The sequence below is a fragment of the Archangium violaceum Cb vi76 genome, from assembly GCF_000733295.1.
Lineage (GTDB): Bacteria > Myxococcota > Myxococcia > Myxococcales > Myxococcaceae > Archangium > Archangium violaceum.
On sequence record NZ_JPMI01000348.1, the window covers coordinates 1 to 23,430 of the forward strand.

Sequence of the window (23,430 nt, forward strand, 5' to 3'; positions counted from 1 at the left end):
CTTCGCGGACCTACCTCGAGGAGATCAGGGCCCGGCGCTGGCGGCGCTCGCGAGTGGCTGCGTCTGGCTCACTCCCTGCGTTCGGCTCCGCGTGGAGAGCGCCGAGCGTGCGATGCCGAGCTGCCCAGCCCAGTAGAGCAGCATGATGGCGTAGCCCATTCCCGCGACGGGAGAGACGAAGAGCCTGATGGCGAGGAGCGTGTCGCTCAGGCCGAAGCACAGTGCCCCCATCAGCGCGGCCCACTGTTCGCGCCGGGCGAGCCCATCCGCGCCCACCAGGGCGGCCGCGCGCCACATCATCGTGCAGATGACGGCGATGTAGATGCCCACGGGCAGCGCCATCTCTCCCAGGTATGGCCGGAGGAACAGCCAGGTGCCCGCGCCAAAGAGGAGGAAGAGCGCGCCCAGGCCCCAGCGCGGCGTACGCGAGACCGACAGATATGCGGCGGCATAGGCGACATGGGCCAGCAGGAAGGCGCCCAGGGCGTGCAGGAACAGTTGTCCGTCCACCTCCAGCACCATGTCGCCCACCAGGGAGAGGGCGAGGCCGGCGGCGATCCACCGGGCGTAGCGCTCACGTGGAGGCCACAGCCACACGGCGAGGCAGAGCACCGGCACGGCCTTGCTCGAGAGCCGCAGCCAGGAGAGGTCCAGATGGATGCCGGCGAGGTAGGCGGCAACGCCCAGCCCTCCGAGCACGGCGAGGCCGAGATTCCAGGACGCGATGAAACGCATGTCGCGCTCCACGCTCGCACAGGGGGGCGCCGGCGTCCAAGGCGTGCTCCGTCCCTCCTTGTGGAGGTGTGGGCACGCTTCCGCACGACGGCCGCTGAACGGCAGGCGGCGCTGACTCTCATGCGTGAGGAGCTCACCGCCCTCTGCGGCGCCCTCTCCGCCCTGGGCACTTCCAACCAGCCACCGGCTCGAGAGCAGTGGGTTGCGGCCATCTCACGCTTTCTCGCCGAGCGCGGCCCCCGCAGAATCGAGTGTCCGGTGGTGCGTTCCTGGTTGAAGAAGCAGGAGGGCCGCGGCCCGTGCCGGGCCGGGGCTCTCGGCGGTCTCATCCTGGCTCCGTCCCCGGAGCGGGGGCGGGGCCCGAGAGCCCGGCCAGCAACTCCTGGGCGGCCCGGTAGTCCCGGAGGCTGGCGTCCGCGGAGACTCCTCCGAGGACCTCCGTCAGGAGCTCGCGGGCCTTCTGCTCCTCGCCGGATCGCGACAGGAGGCGGGCCAGACTCGAGGCCGAGCGCAGTGCATGGAGCGCCGCCCCGGACCGCCGGGCCAGCGTGAGCGCCTCCTCGAAGGAGGCCTGTGCCGCCGCCGTCTCTCCCTTCCGGAGCTGGAACTCTCCTTGGAGCCACAGCAGGTCCGGGTGCGCACGGCGCGCCAGCAGGGGCTCGAGTACCGCGAGGCCCTCCTTCACGGCGGCCAGTCCTTCCTCGATGCGTCCGCTCACGAGATACGCCTTGATGAGACACACCAGGCACGTGGGGTACATGACGAGCGCGCCCATGGCCTGGATGAGCGCGAGGCCCTGCTGGATGATGGGGATTCCCTTGTCGGCCTCTCCGAGCCGGGCAGTGGCCCAGCCCAGGACGCAGTAGCCGATGGCCAGCGTGGACAGGAATCCGTTTCCGGCGGAGACGGCGATCAGCCGGTTCGCCATGTCTCGCGCGGCCTCTGGCTCCTCCACCTCGTATTCGATCGACGCACCGTACGAGAGCGTGACCGCGACGGCATAGGGGTGTTGCATCGCCTCGGCCCAGGCGAGCGCCTCCTGGTACGCCTCGCGGGCCCGGGCGATGTTTCCCAGCATCGACTCGGTGAAGGCCTCGTACAGGGGCGTGTAGAGCACCTGTTCGGAGAAGTAGCTTTCGCTGCCTCCGCCGCGGATGCGCGCCAGGGTCTCCAGCGGGTGCTCCTGGCGGATCAACCCTTTCGCCAGGGTGCAGTGCCGCAGGGCCTCGGCGTATGCCCCCCGCCAGAACTCCAGCGAGCCGAGCGCGGCATGGACGACCACCTGGGTCGTGGGATCATCATGGGTCTCGAGGATGCGATGGAAGCGTGCTTCCACCCGCGCCGCGTCCTCGCGGTTGCCTCGCACCAGCGCGACGACCCAGATTCCCCAGACCACCGACAAGGGGACGTCCCCGTACCGTTCGCAGAGCGCGTGGGCGCGGGTGTAGACCTCCTCGACCTCCTTGGCGGCATAACCCTTCGTCGCGACGAGCGCCTGGCCGAGCTCGACCAGCAGGGCGATCTCCCGCTCGTCCCGTTCCTTCGAGGCCGGCAGGAGCGCCAGTTGCTCCAGGGCCTGGGACAGGTGGTGGATGGCCTCGGGGAGGGCGGACTGCGCCGCGGCCCGCTGACCGGCCCGCTGCCACAGCGCCACGGCCTGCTCCGCCAGCCCCGCCCGGGTGGCGTGGTTGGCGAGCAGCTCCGGTCGTTCCTCCGCCATCGCGGGGAACCGCTCGCTCAGCACGTGGAAGATGCGGGTGTGGTAGTGCTTGCGCGTGCTCTTCGGCAGCGACTGGTAGGCCGCGTCCTGGACGAGCGCGTGTTTGAAGGCGTACGTCAGCTGGGGCGGCCAGCCTTGTTGGAAGAGCAACCCGGCCTGCTCGAGCTGCTCGATGTCCCGTTGCAGCTCGTCCTCCGGAAGGAACGAGATGGCGCGGAGCACCTCCTGGCCGAACTCCCGGCCCAGCAGGGCGGCGAGCTGCGCCAGCGCCTTCGTCCGGGGCGGGAGGTGGTCGAGCCGGGCGAGGAGCAGCTCGTGCAGGGTGGCCGGAATGCCCCCGGCCTTGCCTCCCTGCTCCAGCACCATCCGGGTCATCTCCTCGACGAAGAGGGGGACGCCATCCGCCCTGGCCACGAGCTGCTCGAGCGCCCCGGCCGGCAGGGCCCTGCCCTGGGCGGTCTCCCGCGCCAGCGTGGCGGTGTCCTGGGGCGAGAGGGGCGCGAGCCCCAGCTCGTGGTAGCCGGGATGCTCCGCCCAGGTCTGCGTGAGCCCGGGCCTCGCGGTGAGCAGCACGCAGATGCGAAGGCGCTCGAGGTGCCCCAGGAGGACGCCGAGGAACTGGAGGGTGGAGGGATCGGCCCAGTGCACATCCTCCACCACGAAGACGAGGGGCCGGTTCTCCGTGAGCCGTTGGAGGAGGGCCGAGAGGGCCTGGACACCGCGCTCCCGCTGGCGCTCGGGGGGCAGGAGGAGGAAGGGCACACCCGCCGGGAGTGGCAGGGACAGGAGCGAGGCGAGGGGAGGGACCTGCTCGGGAGGCAGGCCGAGCGCGGCGCAGCGCTCCTCCAGCATCCGGAGCTTCTGCTGGGCGTTGTCCTGGGGAGAGAGCTCCAGGAAGCGCTGGAGCCAGTCGATGAGCGGGTAGAAGGCACTGCTCTTGAATTGGGGCCAGCACTGGCACCGGGCCCAGGTGCTCGAGCCGGGAGGCTCTTGATCATGCAACTCCTGGATGAGGCGGGACTTGCCGATACCCGCCTCGCCCTGGAGCAGGATGAAGGCGCCGTGCTCGCGCGCGGCCTCCTCGCGCAGCAGGGCCAGACGCCGCAGCTCCCGCTCCCGTCCCACCAGGGGGGTCAGCGGGCCCATGACGAGCGCACGATCGAAGCGCGTCACGTTCCCGCGCTCCTGGAGCACCCGGTGGATGCCGATCGTCTGTCCCCCCGTCGTCCCCTCGAAGCTCTGGTGACCCATCGGCCGGGTCTGGAACCGGCCTCGCACGAGCGCATGGGTCCGATCGCTGATGAGCACCGTGTTCGGCTCGGCCTGCGCCGCCAGCCAGGAGGAGATCCTCGGGGCCTCACCCTGCATGGCGGGGAGCATGCCCTGGAGCTCGGGCATGACGTTGGCCAGGGCCACCAGGTCGGTATGGATGCCCACGCGCACGGACAGGCCGTGACGCCACATGCACAGCAGCTCTCGCGGGAGCTGTTCCGTCTGTTGCAGCGCCGCGCGGACCGCGTGCTCCGCGTCGTCTTCTCCGGCGCGGGGGTAGCCGAAACACGCGAGCACCTCACCTCCGACGGCCGTGGTGATGGCCCCGCCGTGCGGGTGGATGATGCGCGTGCAGGCGCGGTGGAAGGCCGCCTCCAGCTCGCTGGAGTCCTCGGGATCCATCCATCCACCGGGGGCGGGAGCCAGCATGAGCCGGCAGGACACCAGGGTCACCGGCCGCCGCTCGGCCTGGGCCTTCGGGCGCTCGGGCCGGAGGGCGAGGCGCTCCTGCAGCTCGCACAGCCCCTTGAGCAGCTCGGAGCCATCGGCCGGGCGCTGTGATGGATCCTTCTCCAGTGCCGAGGCGACGAGCCGCTCCACCTCCCGGGGCAGCTCGGGCCGGCGCTCACGTACCCGGGGCATCGGGCTCGCGGAGAGGGTGTGCGCCCGGAGCTCCTGGCGCGTCAGCAGCGGGAATGGGAGCTCGCCGGTGAGCAGCTCGAAGAGCAGGACGCCACAGGACCAGATGTCATCGCACGCGAGGGGCTGTGCCTGCTTCCACTGCTCCGGAGACATATAGGGGGGTGTTCCCGAGCCACCCCGTTCCTGCGCGTCGTCGGTGCCGATCAGCAACCGGGACAGGCCGAAGTCGAGCAGCTTGGCCCGGCCCGTGGAGAGGATGAAGATGTTGCCCGGCTTGAGGTCCAGGTGGACGAGTTGGCGCTCATGGGCATGCGCCAGGCCTGCCGCCACGTCGATCATGATACCCAGGACGCGTGGCAGGCCGAGCCTCTCCTGACGCATGAGGGACCGCAGGCTCCTTCCCTCCAGGTGCTCCATCACGAGGAAGGGAATCTTGAAGGGGGCGAGGCCGCTCGCCGGGCGCAACCCGGTGCTCCACAGGGACACGTCGTGGAGCCGGACGATGTTGTCGTGATCCAACCGCGCCGTCGCCTGGGCCTCCTCGCGGACGAGCAACGCCACCTCCTTCTGGGGGAACTGCAGGAAGGAGAGGAGGAACTTCAGGGCAACCGTCCGTTGCAGCTCATGGTCCAGCGCCCGGAAGACCCGCCCCATGCCGCCTTCGCCGATCATCTCGAGGATCTCGTACCGGCTCCCATCCAGGCCGCCCAACCGCTCTCCCAGGACGGGCATGGGGACAGGTGGGGCTTGTTGGGAGATCTCCCGGAGGAACGAATCCTCCCATTCGGAGCCCACGTGCGAGGTGGAGCCCCCTGGGAGGAACGAGTCGTTGCGCTCTTCATGACCGATGGCCTGTCCCATCTCGTTACCCAACCTGATGAAGGCCTGCTCGCGAGATGGCTTGCCCGCCACGTGTCCTACGGCAACGTGGATTCTTCGACGAGGGCACAGATGATCGCGAGGGGGCGGCGTTCTGATCCTTCCCTGGCGAACACGGCTCCCGCGTAGAGCCCCGGGAAGATGCCCTTCTGTTCGCGCACGCTCTTGCCCCTGCCGATATCGACCAGGGTCACCACCACCCGGTCTCTTTCCGGCGAGAGGCGGGCCCGGACGTGTGCCTGGGCGGAGATCGTGCGGCTTCCCGAGGCCGGGGGGCCTCCCGCCAGGATGTCATCTCCAACACGGTAGAGATCGCTCACCTCCGGTGTGATGCCGGGAGGGAGGAAGATGTGGGTCGGTGCGTCGCCTGGAGGGCTGAACTCGGCGTCTCCATCCACGACGAAGAGCAGGGTGGGGAGTTGTTTCTCGCGCCCCGTGGCCGACTGGAACGGGACGGTCGCCAGGTCGAGCCACGCGTCCAACATTCCCACGGCGTCTTGCAACCCCTGTTTGGAGTCATAGGTCCCCGCCCGGACCTTCTGGAGGATGCCGGTCCAGCGGCCGAGCTGGTCCTGGACGAAGGTGGTGGAGGATTTGAGGAACTCGTCCAGGCGGTGGGCGGCGGTGGTCGTGCCCGTCGCGGAGGGGGCTGCACTGGGTCCACCAGGGGGCGTCGTCATCGCGGGCTCCTTTGTCTGGCAACAGAGATCTAGCAATAGAGATTCTTGACGAGCTCGTTCATCCAGAGCCCCACGACGACGGGGGCCAGATGGGAGAGGATTTGACCGGAGCCCGGAGGGGCCAGGCTGGGAGTCCGCCTGTCCAGGAGGTCCGAGAAGCGGATGTTCTTCACGGTCTGGAGCCGGAAGCGGGCGCCTCCGGGGGGAGGATTGGGGATCGGCGCGACCGTCTGGAAACCGGCGTCCACGTCGATGCCCCGGTCGAACGACACCACGAACAGCTCGCTGCCCTCGCACGAGAAGAGCGAGAAGCGCATGTCGATCGTCTGCTCGGGCTCCTTCACGACGTAGTCGATGTTGAGGAAGTTGCGGAACGAGGCGACGCGGAACGTGTTCCAGTTCCACTCGACGTGCTCGAAGAGGACCCCGTGCCACTCCGTTCCTCTCGGGGTCTCGAGGGCGGTTGAGAATGGCTCGAACGCGCGTCCATCCGGGGTGGGTTGTACCTGGAAGCATTCAGGCCAGAACGGCGAGGGGCCCCAGCTTCGTGGATCGAGGGTCTGTGCGAGCACCCCGAAGTCGCACCGGGATTCGGAGGGGATGTCCACCGTCGTGACCAACGTCTCCAGGTCCACGCTGCTCTCGGGCTTCAGCGCGCTCAGCAGCGCGGCTTCTTCGACGAGGCGTACCTGGGCCTCCTGCTGGGCGGGCGCACCGGCCCTCAAACCCATCACATCGAGGAGGACCTTCCGGAGGCCTCTCTCACGGGTGGGATACACCGGATAGGGCAGGGACCCGGGGGGGACTGTCTGCGTCGGAGTTTCCGTGGACGTCGTCCCGGCGGGAGCGCTGTAGGCGAAGTTCCTGATGTCATCATTGCTCAGGGGCCGTTCCTGGAACTGCCCGGGAATCGTTGCCCTGATGCTCTCGGCGAGCTGCCTGCGGAAGGCCGTGGGATCGCCCACCTCCACCCCCAGGAGCTGAGCGAGAGGCGGGATGAGCTCATCTCTTCGCTCGATGAGCACCCCGGACGTCAGCTTGAACTGCGCGGTGGCGAGCGCATCCGGGGTGAGGTCTCCGGGGAGTTGATGAATCAGCTCGATGGCTTTCGAGAGGGAGAGCGGCTGCATCTGCGGAGGGAGGGCCAACGAAGCGTCTCCCCGGGGGTCCGTGTGCAGGAACACGCTGAGCAGGCTCGCGCGGTACTCGTGGACACCGGGGGCCCGCTCTGGAAGGACGCTATCGGATAGTCGCGTAATGCCCATCAATCCCCGCCATCGCGGCATGCTCGGGCACTGCCCGAGGCCTACTGAGTAGAGAATGAGTCAGGTCGGTGTGATCTCAAGGGCCGGGCGTGCGACGGGGCGTGTGTCCTGTCGTAGGTTGGTGACGGGGGAAGCCGATGCCGATCACCCATCCCTTTCTTCTCTACGGAGCCACGGGCTACACCGGCCGGTTGCTGGCACGCGCGGCGAGCGAGCGGGGGCTCCGCCCCATCCTGTGTGCCCGGGACGAGCCCCGGCTCGCGGCCATGGCCTCGGAGCTGGGGCTGGAGTACCGGGTGGCCCGTCTGGAGGCCGGACTGGATGAGGCCCTGCGGGGAGTCCAGGTCGTCCTCCATGCCGCGGGGCCGTTCTCCTCGACGTGCCGTCCCATGGTCGACGCCTGTCTGCGCGCGGGGGCCCACTATCTCGATCTCAGCGGAGAGGTGGCGGCCATCGAAGGCGTCTTCCAGCGCGGAGCGGAGGCGCGCCAGCGTGGGGTCATGCTCATGCCGGGAGTCGGGTTCGATGTCGTTCCCTCGGACTGTCTCGCGCTCCACCTGTCGCGCCAGGTGCGGGGAGCCCGGCGCCTCGTGCTGGGCATCTCCGGGCTCGAGATGATCTCCCGCGGCTCGTTCCGGACGCTCGCCGAGGGCGCGGGGCAATCCATCCTCATCCGCCGGGGCGGGCGCATCCTCGAGGTCGTCCCGGGCTCGCTCCAGCGCGAGCTCGATTTCGGCTCGGGGCCGCGGACGAGCCTCGCCATGAGCTGGGGAGATGTCAGCACCGCGTATTACTCGACGGGCATTCAGGACATCGAGGTGTACTGTGACGCCATCCCCGCCTTGTGGATGATGGTGATGGCGAACCGCTGGTTCGGGGGTCTGCTCGCCTCGGACGTGGGGCGGCTCGGGCTCGAGTTCCAGGCGCGGGCACTGCCTGACGGTCCTACTCCCGAGCAGCGCGCTGGACGCCAGGGCGTCATCGTCGCGGAGGTGGAGGACGCCGCGGGCCGCCGCCTCCGGGGACGTCTGCGCACCCCGGAGGCCTATACGTTCAGCTGTACGACCGCGCTGGCCCTCGTCGAGCGCGTGCTCGCGGGAGACCTGGAGGTGGGAGCCCAGACGCCCGCGCGAGTCTATGGTCCGGACTTCGTGCTCTCGTTCCCGGATGTCTTTCGGGAGGAGTTTTGATTGCCCTGGAGTGCTGGGGGACGTTGGCGGATGGACGCTCGGCGCTCGCGCCGAATTGACGGGCTTCGTGTCTGTCTTCTTCACTGAGCGGCGATGAGCAACGAGCGCCCCATCGACATCGCCGTCATCGGAGGCGGCTGCGCGGGCATGGCCGCCGCGTTCGAGCTGACGAGACCCGAGCACCAGGGTCGCTATCGCGTCACCGTGTACCAGCTCGGCTGGAGGCTGGGGGGCAAGGGCGCGTCGGGCAGGGGGCCGGCGGATCGCATCCAGGAGCATGGGCTCCACCTGTGGATGGGGTTCTACGAGAACGCCTTCCGGTTGATTCGCGAGTGCTACGCGGAGCTGCAGCGGGACCCGGCCACCTGTCGCATCGCCGACTGGCGTGATGCCTTCGTTCCGGATCACTTCAACGGCCTGGCGGACTGGTCCCCGCGTGGGGGCTGGTCGCCCTGGACGGCACGGATGCCCCCTTTCGAGGGGCTGCCCGGCGATCCCGGCAACGAGGTCCCCCGGTGGAGCATCGCCGACTACCTGGCGAGGAGCCTGGAGTTGGTGCGTGCCCTGGTGATGACGGTGTGGGAGCCGGCCAGCGGGACGGCACCCGATGCACAGCGCGTCCCGGCGGGAGTGGGCACTCCGGAAGCGGTCCTGGAGTCGATGTCGAGCCTCCTCAAGTACGGACAGTTCGCCACGCTCGCCGCGGTGCTGGAGGCCCTGGGCTTGATGGAGGTGGCTCTCGGTACGTTGCGCCGCTACCCGGAGAACCTGCTCCTCCGCTTCCATGACGCGGTGGCCGCCGCGCTGCGCGAGCGCTTCGCGAAGCTGATCGAAACGGATGATCAGCTCCGCCGCCTCTGGGAGATCATCGACATGATGCTGGCGGTGGTCCGCGGGGGACTTCGCTTCCGCCTGCTGACGGATCCCCGGGGCTTCGACGCCATCGATGATTACGACTGCCGGGAGTGGCTGCGTCTCAACGGAGCCTCCGAGGGGACGATCAACGGCGCCTTCGTCCGGGCGCTCTACGATCTCACCTTCGCCTACGAGGATGGGGACGTGAAGAAGCCCCGGGTCGCCGCCGGACAGGGGCTGCGCGGCGCGTTCCGGGCGTTCTTCACCTACCGGGGAGCCTTCTTCTGGAAGATGCAGTCGGGGATGGGGGACGTGGTGTTCGCTCCCTTCTACGAGGTGCTGAAGCGGCGGGGAGTCCGCTTCGCCTTCTTCCACCGCCTGGAGGACGTCCGGCTCGTGGCGCCCGAGCGGCTCGCGCCAGGTGAGCGCCCTCATGTGGAGGCTCTCGAGTTCGACGTGCAGGCCGAGGTCGTGGGAGGAGGGGAGTACCAGCCGCTCGTCGACGTGCGTGGGTTGCCCTGCTGGCCCGTGGCACCCGACTACCGGCAGCTCGTGGAGGGCGAGCGGCTCGAGCGGGAGGGATGGCAATTCGAGTCCCACTGGGACCGGCGCAAGGTGGGGACGCGGACGCTGCGCGTGGGGGAAGACTTCGATGTCGCCATCCTCGCAGTGGGCGGTGGTGCCATCCCCCATGTCTGCAAGCAATTGGTGGAGAGGGATTCGCGGTGGCGCGCCATGGTCGAGCGCGTCAAGACCGTGCCGACCCAGGCCTTTCAGCTCTGGATGAGCGCGAACATGAGTGAGCTCGGCTGGACCGAGCCGCCCATCAACGTCTCGGGCTTCGTGGAGCCCTTCGACACCTGGGCGGACATGTCCCATCTCGCCTCGGAGGAGAGCTGGTCCCAGCCCCCGGCGGCGATCGCCTACTTCTGCAACGCATTGCCGGATGTCCCCGAGGAGGAGCGGCAGCGGCCCGCTTTTCCCCACGAGCAGCACGAGCGGGTCCGGCGCAACTGCGTCCAGTTCCTCGAGCGGGACATCGTCCACCTGTGGCCCCGGGCCCACGGGGACTCGGGCGGGTTCCGATGGGACCTGCTTCAGGATGCCCGGGAATCTCCGGAGGCTGGCGCGAGCCCCCAGGGCGAGGCCCGTTTCTCCTCTCAGTATTGGACCGCCAACGTGAACCCCACGGACCGGTACACCCTCTCGCTGCCCGGGAGTCTGAAGTTCCGCCTCTCGCCGCTGGACAACACCTACGACAACCTCACCGTCGCGGGTGACTGGACGGACTGTGGCTTCAACCAGGGATGTGTCGAGGCCGCGGTGATGTCGGGCCGGCTGGCGGCTCATTCCATCTCGGGCGCACCCCGGCTCGAGGAGATCGTGGGGTTCGATCACCCGTGAGTGCCATGGATCCTCGTGAGAGAGTGAAGAAGCCGGAGCCGGAGCGCACGCAGCCCATCCGCAACTGGAATGTGCTGTTCCCGGGCTCGCCACCGCGCACGCCACCACCGGGCGGAGCTCCAGCGCCGGGAGGAGCTCCCCCGCCAGGTGAGGCCGTCTCCCGAGGCGTGGAGATGGGCTACCGGGTGATCGAGGAGTACCTGCGCCAGGGACAGAACGTGGCACGCACGATGGGGATTCCCTCTCCCGGGGGTGCTCCGGCCGATGATGGGCTCCAGAACCGCATGGGGGCGATGCTCCGGAGCTTCACGGACTTCGCCAGTCTGTGGATGGAGCTGATGGGCAGGATGGGCGCGGGTGGAGCCGCCTCCGCTCCGGGCGTCACGCCTCCCGTGGGGACAGCGGGTCCCTTCCCAGCGGGAGCTGCTCCGGCTGCTCCCGAGCCCCCGAAGGCCGTGGCGCCGGCACCCCAGGTGGTTCCGGAGCCCCAGGCTGTCGTGCCCCTGGCGCTGACCCTCGACCTCGACTCGCCCCGGCGCGTCGAGGTCTCGCTCGAGCTTCGCCCGCGTTCCTCGACCCTGCCGCTCGTGGTTCACGATCTGCGCGCTCCCGAGCCGGACAAGCCGCGCATCACGGGCGTGGGTCTCGAGTGCCTGTCCGAAGAGGAACGGGTGATTCTCCATCTCCAGGTCCCGGAAGCGCATCCACCCGGGGTCTACAGCGGGCTCATCGTCGACGAGCGGACGGGCCTTCCGCGCGGCACGCTCACCGTGCGGATTCCTCCCCGTTGACCGGAGCGCTCATGTCCACCACGGCCGCATCGGCGCGGGTCCGGGAGACGCTCGAGGAGTACGGCGCCGCGGCCCGGTCCCGCATGAGGGAGTACCTGCGGGACAGACAGTCCCACCACGCGTTCTATGAGCTCGTCTCGGACTATCCCGAGCGGGGAGGGCGCTCCCTTCGCGCGAGCCTCTGCCTGGCCACCGCGCGCGCCTTCGGCGCCCCGCCCACGGACGCCTTGAATTCGGCCGTGGCGCTCGAGCTCCTCCACAACGCGTTCCTGGTCCACGACGACCTGGAGGACGAGAGCGAGGAGCGGCGTGGACGTCCGACCCTGCACCTGCGTCACGGTGCTCCCCTGGCCATCAACGCGGGGGACGCGCTGGCCGTCCTGAGCCTGCGTCCGCTCATCGACAACGTGGGCGCGTTGGGCTCGCGGCTCGCCCTGCGGATCCTCGAGGAGGCGGAGCGGATGGCGCGCGAGTCCGTCGAGGGACAGGCGCTCGAGCTGTGGTGGCGCCAGCATCACGTCATCGACCTGGGCGAGGCCGACTACCTGCGCATGGTCCTGAAGAAGACCTGCTGGTACACCACCATCTACCCGATGCGCGTCGGGGCCCTCATCGGCACCCGGGATGGTGTGGAGCTGGATGGCTATCTCCACTTCGGCTTCTTCGTCGGAGCGGCCTTCCAGATCCAGGACGATCTCCTGAACCTCGTGGGGGATGAGGCGAGCTACGGGAAGGAGCGTGATGGCGACATCTGGGAGGGCAAGCGCACGCTGATGCTCATCCATCTGCTCAACGCGATGGACCCCGAGGCGCGCGAGCGGCTCTCCCGGGTGCTCGGGAGGGCACGCACGGAGCGGACCCGGGAGGAGGTCCAGTGGGTCCGCGAGCAGATGGACCGGTATGGGTCCATCGACTACGCGCGGCAGGTCGCCCACGGACTGGCCGGGGCGGCCCTGCACGAGTTCGCGCTCGCCTTCTCCGATGTGCCGGATTCACCGGACAAGGACTTCCTCGCGGCGTTGCCCACCTGGGTCATCGAGCGGGCCTGAGCGCCTCGCCACTCACTTCGTGACGAGCTGGATGGGCTGGCCCTCTGGCACGTGCTTCATCGCCACCGAGTTCATGCAGTAGCGCAGCCCGGTGGGCGGGGGGCCATCCGGGAAGACGTGTCCCAGGTGGCCATCGCACCGGCCGCAGCGGACCTCGGTGCGCAGCATGCCGTACGAGCGATCCTGATACTCCGTCACCGCGTCCGCCTGGAGGGGCTGGGTGAAGGAGGGCCAGCCGGTGCCGGACTCGAACTTCTCGCCGGACTTGAACAGCGGGTTGCCGCAGCCGGCGCAGACGTACGTGCCGGGCGTCTTCGTCCCGAGGAAACACCCGCTGCCGGGGCGCTCGGTGCCATGGTGCCGCAGCACCTGGTACTCCTCGGGTGTCAGACGCTTGCTCCACTCCTCGTCACTGAGGATGAATTTGTCAGCCATGTCCTCATCCTGCTGTCCGCCTTGTCCGGGAGCAATCGTTCCTTGCGGCGCGGCGCTCGGGGATTGACACATGGTGTGTGGGTGCCCATCCTGGGCATTCGGCTCGCGCGGACGTATCTGGCGCGGCGGGAGGTGTGCCATGGGACGTGTCGAAAACGGTGTCTCTGGTCTCTCCACGCCGCCGCTCGCGTAGCCGGGCGCGTTCCGTCTCACCGCTGAACGGACCCGCTGGCTCCGGTGCTCGGGCACCGGTGTGGAGCCTCGTCTCTTCCTGACCGATGGCGCCGTGCCCCCGTGCGGGTGCGGCGTCCAGGGAACCGTTCGCTCCATGAGCTCCAAGCCTCGCCGTCCCCGCGCGTCGCACCGTCGCGCGGGTGCTGATTCCTTTTCGTCCGAAGAGTCGTCCGTTCCGGCGCGTCACCTGCGCCTGCAGTCCTCCATTTTCGAGGAGGTGTCCCTCCTGTTCCGAGGTGAGCTGTCCGACCCGCTGCTCGAGGGCGTCACGGTGACGACGCTCGAGCTGTCCCCGGACGGCCGCCATGCCCGTATCGGCTTCACCCTTCCGCCCGAGCGCCAGGAGTCCGGCCCTGCTCCGGTGGAGGAGGCCCTCGAGCGTGCCACGGGCTTCATCCGCTCGCAGCTCGCGTTGGGCCTGAACCTCAAGCGCGTGCCGAACCTGCGCTTCGTCTGTGTGGGCGTGGCGCCGCGCCTGCTGGCCACGGACGGGGAAGGAGACGAGTCATGATGCCTCGTGTCCTCGAGAGCCTGCCCGGGGCCGTGCCCATCCTCGCCTGGGCCCGAGAGGTGCCACCGGGCGCGGTGAAGCAGTTGCAACACATCGCCAGCCAGCCGTACGTGGTGGAGCACGTGGCGGCGATGCCGGACGTCCACATGGCGCAGGGCGTGGCCGTTGGCACCGTCTTCGCCACCGAGCGCACCGTCGTGCCAGGAGCGCTGGGAGGAGACCTCGGGTGCGGAGTCAGTGCCCACCGGTTCTCCTTCCCGGCTGCGTCACTGGGGCGGGCGGAGCTGGAGCGGATACTGGCGGCCGTGGCGCGCCGGGTGCCCGTGGGAGATGCGGTGCACCGGGGCTCGGGATTGCCACTGCCCCCGGAGCTCCAGGCCGCGAGCCTCTCCACCCACCGGCTCCAGAAGGAGTGGGAGCGGCTCGCGCCGCGGCACCTGGCCACGCTCGGAGGTGGCAACCATTTCCTCGAGCTGGACCGTGACGCCGGGGGAGACCTGTGGCTGCTCATCCACACGGGCTCGCGGGGCATGGGTGGGGCCATCGCCTCCCACCACCTGCGGGTGGCCGCAACGAGGGGAGAGGGCTCGCTGCCGGGCCTGCGCACCGACTCTCCGGAGGGGGCCGCGTGCCTGGAGGACATCGCCTGGGCGTGCCGGTTCGCTCGCGCCAACCGGGACATGCTCGCCGTGCGGGCGGTGGAGGTGCTGGCCGAGACGCTCGGCTGCGAGCCGGAACCGGGCGCGAGCGTGGACGTGCACCACAACTACGTGGAGGCGGAGACGCACCTGGGGCGCACGTTGCTCGTGCACCGCAAGGGCGCGGTGGGGCTGGAGGCGGGGCAGCGGGGCCTCATTCCCGGCTCGATGGGGACGGCCTCGTACGTGGTGGAGGGGAGGGGAGAGGCGAGGTCCTTCCGTTCCTGCTCGCACGGGGCGGGGCGGGTGCTCACACGGAGCGAGGCGCGGGCGCGCATCCGCCCGGCCGCGTTGGAGCAGGCGCTGCGCCGGGTGGTGTTCGACCGGGGCCGGGTGGAGTCGCTGGTGGAGGAGGCGCCGGCGGCCTACCGGGACATCGCGGAGGTGCTGGAGGACGAGGAGGCGCTGGTGACACCCGTCCTGCGGCTCACACCCATCGCTGTGCTCAAGGGCTGAGCCTGTGAGGGAGGCGGCGGGAATCGAACCCGCACCGGGCGGTGCGAAACTCCCAGCAGAATCGCGCCCTTACCTCGTAACCGCCCGGAATGCTTGGGAGTCGATATCCCGCCGCGTCCCCTCCTGTCCCGCCCTGTTCCGGTACATTCCGCACGCTCCTGCGACATACGTGCAACATGGCGCAGGCCGAAACTGCGTGCGGGGTACCCCGGCCCGCCATGCTTCAGGGGCGGCCCCCTCCCTCCCAGGTCGTCAGGAAGTCGCGCAGATCCCACACCCGCACTTCCACGTTCGCGCCGATGGTGGCCAGGGTCGCTACTTACTCAGTCGTCAGGATCGCCTCGTCGTCGAGCCGATTGACGACCGCCGCGTTAAGGCACTCGGCCAGATTCAGCGCCGCGCCCAGCTTGTCAGTGACGGTAGAGCGGACCTCCGGAAGTGCTCCCGCCTGAGGGGCTGGGGAGCGTCGAGGGTGTGGCCGGTACGGCGTCGCCGGTCGCGCATGCGGGCCGAGGTGGTCCGCACAGAGCGCCCTTGCGAGCGTCCCACCGTCGATCCTAGAACCTGCCGGAATGTCCGACGGCAATCGCCGCTAGCCCGAGGACCGCTTAACGCGGAGGAGGCCATGAGGCCAGAAACGCTGGTCAGGAGCATCCACTTCGAGGACTTCTCCGGCCGCGACTTCGAGCGGCTCTGCTTTGCCTATGTGCAGTGTGACGGCGAGTGGAGAACCATCGAGTGGTACGGACAGCTCGGCGGGGACAGCGGCCGGGACATTTGGGGCGTTCGGCCGAGCGGCGAGACTGTCTGCTTCCAGTGCGCCAACCACCAGCAGCTCACGTTCAAGAAGGCGCAGGCGGACATTCAGAAGCTGATCTCGGGTTCGAACAGTGTGCCGAACAGATTCATCTTGATCACGGGCCACCGGGTCTCGGCCGCAATGCGCGACCGCGTGAAGAAGCACGCGATCTCCAAGGGCATCGCCAGTTCCGAGGTCTGGAGCGGTGAAGAGTTGGAGGAGCGGCTCCGGCGGGACGCGCCCGTGCTGCTCAAGCGCTTCGTTGAGGGCGAGTCGTTCCCCGAGTCGCCCGACGCTCTCCGCGCCTTTGGCGCCGCCGGGGACAAGATAGAGGACGGCGAGATCCTCTCGCTGATGGCCGAATGCTTCGACCGCCCGGCGTTCGACACGCCGTTCCGTGACGAGAGCAACATCCCGGACTTCAAGAAGGCAATCACCGACACCATCGAGGCGCTGAACACTGGTATCCGGCGGCTGCGGGACGGGACGGAGATCGGGCACATCCCAAGCCGGCACAAGCTCTCGAAGAAGCGGAACAAGGAAGCGCTCGCCAAGGTCGTCCAGAAGCTCAGCGAGTTGCGCGCGACCTTCGACCGGCTGGTGCGGGAGCGCGAGGTAACGCCCTGCGGATGCGGGAAGGACGACTGTCCGGTGTTCACGATCAAGCCAAATGCAGCGCGAGAGATGGATCGGCTACGCAGGGACATCCTCAGCGGGTTCGCGCGCGTCTGCCCGAGCTTTTACCCGAGGCTACTGCGGCTGAGTGAACGGCGCAGGGGCGGATAGGAGGTTCCGATCAGCCTGCCTGCTCGGCTCAAGAGCGCTCGATAAATCCCGGGGTGTGAAAGCTGGGTAATCCAAAGGTGGGTGGGGAAGGCGCAGCCCCACCCCCAGGGTTCAGGTGCGAGAGGCACCTTCTGAAGTAGGCAGGAGGAGTGAACCAGAAGCGAGAACATGGTTAGGTTCTCGCCCGTGCCATGGGGCGCTATACGCCTCCGGATTTGGTCTAAATTTGGTCCGACAAGAACCGATTTGGTCCCCTGATGCGAGCCGCGCCTCCTTTTTAGTTTAGGAGTGGGTTCGATTCAAGGCGGCGGGCAACCCCTGTCGACCGCTGCCGTCCGATTGCATGGACCCTCCCGACTATTTTCGCGGCGGCTTGGGCTTGGGCTTGCGCCGGGGCGACGCTAGTGCCTCCTCCTCCCGCAGCACTAACCGCGCGGCCTCGATCATCACCCCGTCCACACGCAACAGCGCCGCGCGCGCTTGATAAAGCACTGACATGGCCTCAAACATCGCGCGCGCCTGCGCATGTGGTTCTCCATTCTCTTGATGCCGGTAAGGCATCTCCGCGTGCGCCTCGACAAGCAGTGCCTCGGCGTCTGCCACCTTCCCGATGGCGCGTGACACGCGCCGCATAGCGCTCCGCGCCCGAGCCACGTCCTTCCACACCCGCTGTTCCTCCGCGCTCCTCCGTGCGGCCGCGTCCGACGCTGGCGAAGCCTCCGGCGGCCTCGTTTTGCCCTCGCCCTTGACGACACTCAGGCGCGGCGGCTTCTTCTCGGTCACAGTCCTCTCCTGGGTCAGAGGCCTCGTTCTACAATCCCCGAAACGAGACCCGCCACCGTAGCATATCGGTCTCTGTCACCTCTTCGGCGCGTTCACCAGCGCATTTAGCTCGGCACCAACTTCCTTGTACACCCGCATGAGGTTCGCACGCAGAGCATGGATGGTCGCCAACGCCTCGCCAATATTGAGCCCCTGCGTCGTCCCGCCGCCGTCCGCGCCCTGGCCCACGGCCATCGCGACGTGAGCCTCGTAAATCAGCCGCTTCGCGTCCGACAACTTGTTGAGAGCATCGTCGAGTTTCTCTCCCGCTCGCCGCACCTGCATCATCTGGTTCCAATCCGGTGTATCGCCCACATCTCCTCCTAGTCAGGTCGCCGTGTTCTACCATGGCCTGGTGTTCAGGGCGCCGCCTTCTGGCTCACCGGGAACGTGACGTTCCCAATGGTGACGGTGCGCGGCCCGCCTGCCTCCCACAGATTGAGAGTACAGGGGCAGCCGAGCTGCTCCGGTGCCCTCTCGGTGCCGACCACGACAAAGCCCCCTATTGGCCCCGTGGGAATGGGCGCCTCTTGCCACCGGGCAAGCTCCACCTCTTCCCCCGTCGAGCCCATAAGCGCCGTCCCTGCCAGCGTCCAGGGCTCGGCGCCGGGGTTTACGAGGCGCAGCCGCACTGCCACGCTTGCCGGTTGGGCCTCACCCTTGCGCGTGTAGCTGTAGCTCCGGGCTTCATCCCACCTGAGCGCGTCTGCCGGATGGCGCTTCAACTGCCCGCTGACGGCCCCAGACACGAGGCTCCCAGCTCGCTCCATCCATGCGGCCCCCATGAGCCCGCCCGGCTCCTCTCGTTCGACCAGAAGCCGCGCCTTGTCCTCCTGGCACTGGCGCGCTTCGGCCTGTGCCTCGTCACGCTCTTTCTTGAGCACCTCTGGCGGGCGCGGCTGCCGGAACACCTCCACCCGGCGCGTCCCCTTTGCCGCATGGCCCACGAGCCAAAAGCTCTCGCTCGCCGGTGCTGCGCCATCGGCGAAGCGCACCGTCACCTTTATCCGCTCCCCTGACAGATAGTTCGCCTTGGGAATGACGTGGAGACTCAGCCCTCTTGCCTAGTGCCCAATCTGCAAGGCGGCCCCCCGGTTGAAGCTCCACCCTGCCCGCAGCGACGCGGGAGTCAAAGACGAAGGTCGTCGTCTCGTCCGCGCTCGCGCACACGTCCGGTGCCCCCGCGCGCTCGTCCGTAGCTGTCGGAGCGCCCTGTCATACTCCGATCGACCCCGCCAGGACCCGCTAGGTCCTAGCCCGAATGGAGGACCTTCCTATGTGTTTCCGAGCCTGCCTTGTACTTCTGCTCTTGGCCTCAGCCTGCGCGAGCGCGCCCGCCCCGCAGTCGATGCCACGGCCCCATGCCTTCGCGTCGACTCCCACCCCGGGCCCGCGCATCCGGCTCGTTTCCTCGCCGATGGAGCCGACACCGGAACGGTCGTGGATTGGAAAGGCGGACCTGGACAAGGCCAGGGCACTGCTAGCTCGGGCACGCCAAGACATCGAACCGCGTCAATGGGAACAGTTGGACCGCAAGCTCACCGCTGCGGAACGAGCCTTCGAGCGCTTCTCGCGCGCCGCGACAGCGAGCGGGCAAGCCGCCGAGGTGGTGAGGGGGGCGGAGGGCGTCGCGCAGGCGGGACGCGCCAGGACGCTAGCTGAATTCCTCCCGCGCGTGGGCCCGTTGCTCGTGGGACTCGTCCTGCTCTACCCCTCCAGCACCGCCGGGTCGGACATCGACCGTCGCCCGGAGTGGGTCGACGCTCAATGGGAGTACGAGGCCCGTCTGCGGGAGGTGGCGGAGGAGTCGCGGCGGCTCATGGAGGAATTTGAGCGTCAGGAAGCAGAGGAGGTCGTGCCTGACTTTGATTCGGCCCCGCTTATGGCCGTCAGGGAACCCAAGACTTGGCGGAACACAGTAAATCCAGCGACGGGTAAGTTCTACACCAGCGTCGAGGAGTATGACCGTGTTCCTCGTTACCCTGATCAAACATGCAAGAACAGTACGCTCGACACGCTCCGTGAGGAGAAGGTAGAACTCTCTAAGAAAATCCCTCCTCTCGATCCAAGGCGGCCCAGGTCGTCGAACGATAGATGGGATCCGGTGACACCGTGCTCCAAGATCCGGCTGCGTCTTGCTGCCATGCAGAAAGTTCTTGATAAACGAGAGGAGGTTCGAAAGAAATGCTTTGGTGGAAAATCTGATCCTGGCCACGATGAAGCAATGGGCGGCGTCGAACGAGGCATCATAAAACTGAAGAAACTCGAAGCGACGAACTGCGCCCCGGGCCATCCAATGGCGGATAAGTGAGTCATGTCGAAGGAACTCTTCGCAGCAATCGAACAGCACGATGCAGCTCGGGTCAAAACACTCCTGGCGGGGGGAGCTGATCCGAACGAGCCACAGTCAGACGAGCGGGGGCTGCGTCCTCTGCAAGAGGCTATCTTCGCACTTTGCGATGGAGGCGAGGTCGACGTGCTCCAAGTGCTCATCGAGCACGGCGCGGACGTCAACGCTTGGGACGCCAATCGGGACCTGACGCCCTTGTTGACGGCCGTCTGCGAGCAAGAGGTGGAAGCCCTCGAAGTGCTCGTGAGGGCGGGGGCCGACCCCAACGTGCGCGGCGGCGAAGGCGACACGCCACTGCGGATAAGCGCGGAGGTGGGCAGCCTTGCCATGGCGGCTCTGCTCCTGTACGCGGGAGCCGCCCGGACCATCAACGACTGGGGCGGACTGTCCGGGCTCACCGCTCTCGGGCATGCGGCATTTCGACTGGACCTCCCCATGATCAAGCTACTGCTCGCCGCAGGCGCTGACCCGAGGGCCCCGGACGAGGACGATCGACCCGCCCACTTCCGTCTGCCGCCGCGCGCTGAATCCGATTCCCAGACGTGGGACGCTGCGTTCGAGCTGCTCGGAGGAGCGAAGGACCGCATGCCGTTGTAGAACGGAGGTCGCGCGCCTCGGGCTCAAGGGCGCGCAGCCCCTTGAGGCTCGGCACGGCTCACGGTGGCCGTCTCAGGGCCCCGCCTGCTGGCTCACCGGGAACGTGACGTTCCCGAGGGTGACGGTGCGCGGCCCGGCTGCCTCCGACAGCTTGAGGGTGCAGGGGCAGCCGAGCTGCGCGCGCTCCCCCTCAATGCCCACCACGACGGCACCGGCCCCCTTCGCGGGAATGGGTGCCTCTTGCCACCGGGCAAGTTCCACCTCTTCCCCCGCCGAGTCCACCAGAGCCGCCCCCGCCAGCGTCCAGGGCTCCGCGCCGGGGTTGGACAGGCTCAGCCGCACTGCCACGCTTGCCGGGTGGGCCTCACCCGTGCGGGTGTAGCTGTAGCTCCAGGCTTCATCGAGCCCGAGCGCGTTGGCCGGATGTTGCTTCAACTGCAAGCGAAGAGGCAAAGACGCGAGGCTCCCAGCCCGCTCCATCCACGCGGTCCCCATGAGCCCACCCGGCCCCTCTCGCTCGGCCAGCAGCCGCGCCTTGTCCTCCTGGCACTGGCGCGCTTCGGCCTGTGCTTCGTCACGCTCTTTCTTGAGCACGTCGGGCGGGCGCGGCTGCCGGAACACCTCCACCCGGCGCGTTCCCCTCGCCGCATGGCCCACGAGCCAAAAGCTCGCACTCGCCGGTGCCGCGCCATCCGCGAAGCGCACCGTCACCTTTACCCGCTCCCCTGGCAGATAGTCCGCCCTGGGAGTGGCGTAGAGACTCAGCCCGTCTTGCCCGGGTGCCCAATGCGCGAGGCGTTCCCCTCGCTGAAACTCCACCGCCCCCACAGCGACGCGGGAGTCAAAGACGAACGTCGTCGTCTCGTCCGCGCTCGCGCACACGTCCGGCGCTCCCTCCGGGGAGCCTGTGACCAAGTCAAAGCGAGCTGTCGCGGCGCAGCGGGGAACGGGTGGCGGTTCTGTGGCTTGCGCGACACCAGAGAGGAGGGCAATCACCAGGAAGGCACCAGGAGACGAAGGCAGCACGGAAACTCAACCTCCAAAGGGCACGGCAATAATCAGGGCTGCCCGGTGGGCCGAGCGAGAGGAATGCGCGAGGGTGTCTTGGCAGTGCCGGGCTTGCTTCCAGGAGTAAGGCAGGTGCCCAATCCAGGGGGGCAAAAGACCTGTTTGCCGTGCTCGTCCATGTAGGGCGTTTTTTCGTCCAGGCCAGCAACCAAACACACGGGGAGAGTCCCCGCGCCTGGAATCTTCGCCTCGGTGAAGGAGCCGAAAAGGCGGTCGTCCCCAAGCTGCCACCGTCCAAGTAGCAGGGTGCCGTCAGGCAGATTGCCCACGCGCCCGACGATACCGACTTGGAGCGTCGCGGGACCATCCTTCACCCTGGCCGCCTCTCCGGGCTCCCCCGTGTACCCTTTCACCGTGGCCATGCCGCGATAGCCAACGCCGTACCGCTCGTGGGTCTGCTGCCATCCCTGGGGGCACGTAATCGAGGGGGGCTCGGTGCGCACCTGGGAAGCGGGCGCGCTGCATCCCCCATCGAGCAGCGCACAGACCGCGACGGCTGCGGGCTTCACCAGCAAGCGGAGCCCCGCACCTTGCGTCTGCGGTTTCGGCGTTTCGTTCTTGGGCTTCTGAGCGGACGTGCGAAGCATGGCGTTAGCGGTAGACGCGGGAAGTTGAGCCCCAACGGGTGTCGCGTCTCCTCCGGGGAGAGATTCCAGCGCCTTTGCATCGGGCGCCACTTCACGACCGCGCACGCCTGCATCGGTTGCTGGAGGGCTCGGGGACGTGGACGGTAGCGGCACCTCCAGCCCTGCCTCGCTGGTGCGCCCCGTAGAGCCAGGCTCCCCCAGGTTCGCGCCCACGGACAGGGCAACGACGGCCACCAGCAGCACGGCCCCAGCGAGCCCCAGGCGCCACGCGGCGCGACTGGAGTGGGCAGTGGCGGCGGCGGGCTCGAGTTCGCGAGCTGGCGGCACCGGGGCGCTCGGAACGGGCGGCTCGTGCCCCCCAGCGGGCGCGGCCACGCCCGGAGCGCCCACCTTGGGGATCTCGTCCGGGTGTGCGGCTGCTGGCGGGACCCGTGGGGCTGCCATCTCCTCGGGCAGGAAGAACACCCGGTCCCTTTTCGGCAGGGGACGCCCGCGCCGGGGGCGTTGCTTCCTCAGCCTTAGAAACGCACGCCGCTGCTCGCTCGCCTCTTGCCGTTCCGGGTCCTCGGCCGTGGTGGTGAGCTGCGGATCGTCCGGGTCCCCGAGAGGCACATCCCAGGTGGCGTCGCTCTCCGCGGTGGACAGGGACTCATTCAAAGCCGCGCACAGCGTCGCAACCACCGGGAAACGCGCCTCCGGTCGCTCAGCAAGCATCCTCATGCACAGCAGCGAGGCTGCCAGAGGCACGCGCGGATTGACGAGGTGAGGCGCATCCGGCCTGTGCGTCAAGATGCGCTCGCGCAGTCCATCCAGGCCACCTTCATCCGTGCGCTCGCCAAAGGGCAGCGCATCCGTCAGCAGCCAATAATAGGCCACGCCCAACGCCCACATCTCGTCGGCGGGCCCGTACTCGTATTGACCCGTGCCGTCTGGGTTGGCGCGCTGGAACCGGATCTGCTCAGGGGACCGGAACTCCTCTGTCCCCGGTGGGAGCTGCGAGCCGGTGACAGTCGGCGCGCTGGCGAGAGCCCCAATCCCGAAATCAATCAGAACGGGCCGCTCGCTCCCTTCCCGAATGAGGATGTTCTCCGGCTTCACGTCACGGTGAAACACGCCCGCCGCGTGTACCTCCCCGAGCGTCACCGCCACATCCAGAACGATGCGCGTCGCCTTCCGCGCCGATGGATTCTGGCTGTAGGCAAACGCAAAGAGCGTGTCGCCCGGCACGAATTCCATCACGATATAGGGATGGCCGATAGCCGGGTCGGGCCAGAAGTCCGACCCCACGTAACGGACGACACCGGGATTCTCCAGGTGAATGAGAATACCTATTTCGCGCTTGCCCCTGCCGTCCAGCGTGGAGACCAGGAGGAGCTTCAACGCGAAGAAGCGGCCCCCGCGCTCGACCTTGTAGACGATCCCAAGGCCCCCCGCGCCCAAAAGCCCCACGACCTTGTAGTCCCCGATCATCTCTTCGATTTCCGGGTGTCTGAGTACCAGTCCCACGCTCTACCTCACCTCCTAGATGGGGGAGCGTAGCATAACCGCAGGAATACGACTCAGACAGCGGGACCGGGGCGGCAGGTGGACCCCTCCAAGGCTGGT

The 23,430-nt window shown here is 68.2% G+C and carries 19 protein-coding genes; 9 read left to right on the forward strand and 10 right to left on the reverse strand.

Features of this window, described 5'->3' with window-relative positions:
• Window positions 1-24: 24 nt before the first annotated feature.
• From Q664_RS44565 to Q664_RS44580, 4 genes are all read right to left on the reverse strand, one after another.
• Window positions 25-735 carry a lysoplasmalogenase gene (locus tag Q664_RS44565; protein ID WP_052519464.1) on the reverse strand — a complete coding sequence of 237 codons (711 nt, stop codon included), beginning with the start codon at window positions 733-735 and terminating at the stop codon, window positions 25-27.
• A gap of 325 nt (window positions 736-1,060) precedes the next feature.
• Window positions 1,061-5,281, reverse strand: a complete 4,221-nt coding sequence (locus Q664_RS44570) for a protein kinase domain-containing protein (RefSeq protein ID WP_052519465.1) — start codon at window positions 5,279-5,281, stop codon at window positions 1,061-1,063.
• Between the two features lie 5 nt (window positions 5,282-5,286).
• Window positions 5,287-5,928, reverse strand: a complete 642-nt coding sequence (locus Q664_RS44575) for a hypothetical protein (RefSeq protein WP_043411267.1) — start codon at window positions 5,926-5,928, stop codon at window positions 5,287-5,289.
• A gap of 29 nt (window positions 5,929-5,957) precedes the next feature.
• Entirely contained in the window at window positions 5,958-7,076 is a 1,119-nt protein-coding gene (locus Q664_RS44580; RefSeq protein WP_152622695.1) for a hypothetical protein, read from the reverse strand.
• A gap of 254 nt (window positions 7,077-7,330) precedes the next feature.
• Here Q664_RS44580 and Q664_RS44585 point away from each other — a divergent pair, with 254 nt between their 5' ends.
• The 4 genes from Q664_RS44585 to Q664_RS44600 all read left to right on the forward strand — a co-directional run bounded on the left by Q664_RS44585 (window position 7,331) and on the right by Q664_RS44600 (window position 12,482).
• A complete protein-coding gene (locus Q664_RS44585) occupies window positions 7,331-8,383 on the forward strand; it encodes a saccharopine dehydrogenase family protein (RefSeq protein WP_043411273.1) in 1,053 nt (350 codons plus the stop codon).
• Window positions 8,384-8,476: 93 nt separating this feature from the next.
• Complete coding sequence (locus Q664_RS44590; RefSeq protein WP_043411276.1) at window positions 8,477-10,642, forward strand: FAD-dependent oxidoreductase; 2,166 nt, start codon at window positions 8,477-8,479, stop codon at window positions 10,640-10,642.
• A gap of 5 nt (window positions 10,643-10,647) precedes the next feature.
• Window positions 10,648-11,433, forward strand: coding sequence for a hypothetical protein (locus Q664_RS44595; RefSeq protein ID WP_043411277.1), 786 nt, complete (start codon window positions 10,648-10,650; stop codon window positions 11,431-11,433).
• Window positions 11,434-11,444: 11 nt separating this feature from the next.
• Complete coding sequence (locus Q664_RS44600; RefSeq protein ID WP_043411278.1) at window positions 11,445-12,482, forward strand: polyprenyl synthetase family protein; 1,038 nt, start codon at window positions 11,445-11,447, stop codon at window positions 12,480-12,482.
• Window positions 12,483-12,494: 12 nt separating this feature from the next.
• Here Q664_RS44600 and msrB read toward each other — a convergent pair whose 3' ends face one another.
• Window positions 12,495-12,917, reverse strand: a complete 423-nt coding sequence (gene msrB / locus Q664_RS44605) for a peptide-methionine (R)-S-oxide reductase MsrB (RefSeq protein WP_043411280.1) — start codon at window positions 12,915-12,917, stop codon at window positions 12,495-12,497.
• A 328-nt stretch (window positions 12,918-13,245) separates the two neighbouring features.
• On the opposite strand from msrB, the gene Q664_RS44610 reads away from it, so the two are divergent.
• The 3 genes from Q664_RS44610 to Q664_RS44620 all read left to right on the forward strand — a co-directional run bounded on the left by Q664_RS44610 (window position 13,246) and on the right by Q664_RS44620 (window position 16,401).
• Window positions 13,246-13,662 carry a ribosome-binding factor A gene (locus tag Q664_RS44610; protein WP_084610884.1) on the forward strand — a complete coding sequence of 139 codons (417 nt, stop codon included), beginning with the start codon at window positions 13,246-13,248 and terminating at the stop codon, window positions 13,660-13,662.
• Entirely contained in the window at window positions 13,659-14,816 is a 1,158-nt protein-coding gene (locus Q664_RS44615; protein WP_043411283.1) for an RtcB family protein, read from the forward strand. Before Q664_RS44610 ends, Q664_RS44615 begins: the two co-directional genes overlap by 4 nt.
• 625 nt (window positions 14,817-15,441) lie before the next feature.
• Window positions 15,442-16,401 carry a hypothetical protein gene (locus Q664_RS44620; RefSeq protein ID WP_043411285.1) on the forward strand — a complete coding sequence of 320 codons (960 nt, stop codon included), beginning with the start codon at window positions 15,442-15,444 and terminating at the stop codon, window positions 16,399-16,401.
• 357 nt (window positions 16,402-16,758) lie between these two features.
• Here the strand turns inward: Q664_RS44620 and Q664_RS44625 are convergent, their stop codons facing one another.
• The 3 genes from Q664_RS44625 to Q664_RS44635 form a co-directional block, all read right to left on the reverse strand.
• Window positions 16,759-17,184, reverse strand: coding sequence for a hypothetical protein (locus Q664_RS44625; protein WP_043411287.1), 426 nt, complete (start codon window positions 17,182-17,184; stop codon window positions 16,759-16,761).
• A 75-nt stretch (window positions 17,185-17,259) separates the two neighbouring features.
• Window positions 17,260-17,538, reverse strand: a complete 279-nt coding sequence (locus Q664_RS44630; protein ID WP_152622697.1) for a hypothetical protein — start codon at window positions 17,536-17,538, stop codon at window positions 17,260-17,262.
• 44 nt (window positions 17,539-17,582) lie between these two features.
• Window positions 17,583-18,278 (reverse strand): DUF2381 family protein, encoded by a 696-nt coding sequence (locus tag Q664_RS44635; RefSeq protein WP_084610885.1) that lies wholly within the window; start codon window positions 18,276-18,278, stop codon window positions 17,583-17,585.
• A gap of 635 nt (window positions 18,279-18,913) precedes the next feature.
• Between Q664_RS44635 and Q664_RS58555 the strand changes: the two genes are divergently transcribed.
• Together Q664_RS58555 and Q664_RS53565 are read left to right on the forward strand one after the other, a co-directional pair.
• Window positions 18,914-19,534, forward strand: coding sequence for a hypothetical protein (locus Q664_RS58555; protein ID WP_160174641.1), 621 nt, complete (start codon window positions 18,914-18,916; stop codon window positions 19,532-19,534).
• A gap of 3 nt (window positions 19,535-19,537) precedes the next feature.
• Window positions 19,538-20,170: an ankyrin repeat domain-containing protein gene (locus Q664_RS53565; RefSeq protein ID WP_075207685.1), complete on the forward strand. Its 633-nt coding sequence runs from the start codon at window positions 19,538-19,540 to the stop codon at window positions 20,168-20,170.
• 72 nt (window positions 20,171-20,242) lie between these two features.
• Here Q664_RS53565 and Q664_RS44645 read toward each other — a convergent pair whose 3' ends face one another.
• Together Q664_RS44645 and Q664_RS44650 are read right to left on the reverse strand one after the other, a co-directional pair.
• On the reverse strand, window positions 20,243-21,196 hold the full coding sequence (locus Q664_RS44645) for a DUF2381 family protein (protein WP_075207686.1): 954 nt from the start codon (window positions 21,194-21,196) through the stop codon (window positions 20,243-20,245).
• Between the two features lie 32 nt (window positions 21,197-21,228).
• On the reverse strand, window positions 21,229-23,331 hold the full coding sequence (locus tag Q664_RS44650) for a serine/threonine protein kinase (RefSeq protein ID WP_152622699.1): 2,103 nt from the start codon (window positions 23,329-23,331) through the stop codon (window positions 21,229-21,231).
• Window positions 23,332-23,430: the final 99 nt, after the last annotated feature.

Coding starts and splice junctions, on each gene's coding strand:
- Q664_RS44565 (WP_052519464.1), bottom strand. CDS start 735: ATGCGTTTCATCGCGTCCTGGAATCTCGGCCTCGCCGTGCTCGGAGGG.
- Q664_RS44575 (WP_043411267.1), bottom strand. CDS start 5,928: ATGACGACGCCCCCTGGTGGACCCAGTGCAGCCCCCTCCGCGACGGGC.
- Q664_RS44585 (WP_043411273.1), top strand. CDS start 7,331: ATGCCGATCACCCATCCCTTTCTTCTCTACGGAGCCACGGGCTACACC.
- Q664_RS44590 (WP_043411276.1), top strand. CDS start 8,477: ATGAGCAACGAGCGCCCCATCGACATCGCCGTCATCGGAGGCGGCTGC.
- Q664_RS44595 (WP_043411277.1), top strand. CDS start 10,648: ATGGATCCTCGTGAGAGAGTGAAGAAGCCGGAGCCGGAGCGCACGCAG.
- Q664_RS44600 (WP_043411278.1), top strand. CDS start 11,445: ATGTCCACCACGGCCGCATCGGCGCGGGTCCGGGAGACGCTCGAGGAG.
- msrB (WP_043411280.1), bottom strand. CDS start 12,917: ATGGCTGACAAATTCATCCTCAGTGACGAGGAGTGGAGCAAGCGTCTG.
- Q664_RS44610 (WP_084610884.1), top strand. CDS start 13,246: ATGAGCTCCAAGCCTCGCCGTCCCCGCGCGTCGCACCGTCGCGCGGGT.
- Q664_RS44615 (WP_043411283.1), top strand. CDS start 13,659: ATGATGCCTCGTGTCCTCGAGAGCCTGCCCGGGGCCGTGCCCATCCTC.
- Q664_RS44620 (WP_043411285.1), top strand. CDS start 15,442: ATGAGGCCAGAAACGCTGGTCAGGAGCATCCACTTCGAGGACTTCTCC.
- Q664_RS53565 (WP_075207685.1), top strand. CDS start 19,538: ATGTCGAAGGAACTCTTCGCAGCAATCGAACAGCACGATGCAGCTCGG.